Origin of the sequence: Mammaliicoccus sp. J-M41 (genome assembly GCF_022385935.1) — a bacterium.
GTDB lineage: Bacteria > Bacillota > Bacilli > Staphylococcales > Staphylococcaceae > Mammaliicoccus > Mammaliicoccus sciuri_A.
In genome coordinates, this window is record NZ_JAJNIR010000103.1 from 1 (window position 1) to 257 (window position 257).

1 protein-coding gene is annotated in these 257 nt (G+C 33.9%); it reads left to right on the forward strand.

The window, feature by feature from the left end; all coding sequences use genetic code 11:
- The coding region (locus LQ686_RS14080) for a transposase (RefSeq protein ID WP_239733467.1) at nt 1-257 on the forward strand (257 nt) is incomplete at both ends.

The following is a 257-nucleotide window of genomic DNA, read 5'->3' on the forward strand; positions in this document are numbered from 1 at the left end:
CGTTCTGACCAATCGCTTATTTTAGCGATGACAGAAGCATACATTAATGGTGTTTCAACTAGAAATGTTAATAAAATTGTGGAATCCCTAACGGGAAAATCTGTGTCTAAATCCACTGTTTCAGGCGTAATAAAAAACCTAGATCCTGAAATTAAAGAATGGGCTGGTAGACCTATTGTTAGTCATCAGTATAAGTATGTATTTGTTGATGCTATGCACATTAAGGTAAGAGAGAATAATAAAATTGTTTCTAAAGG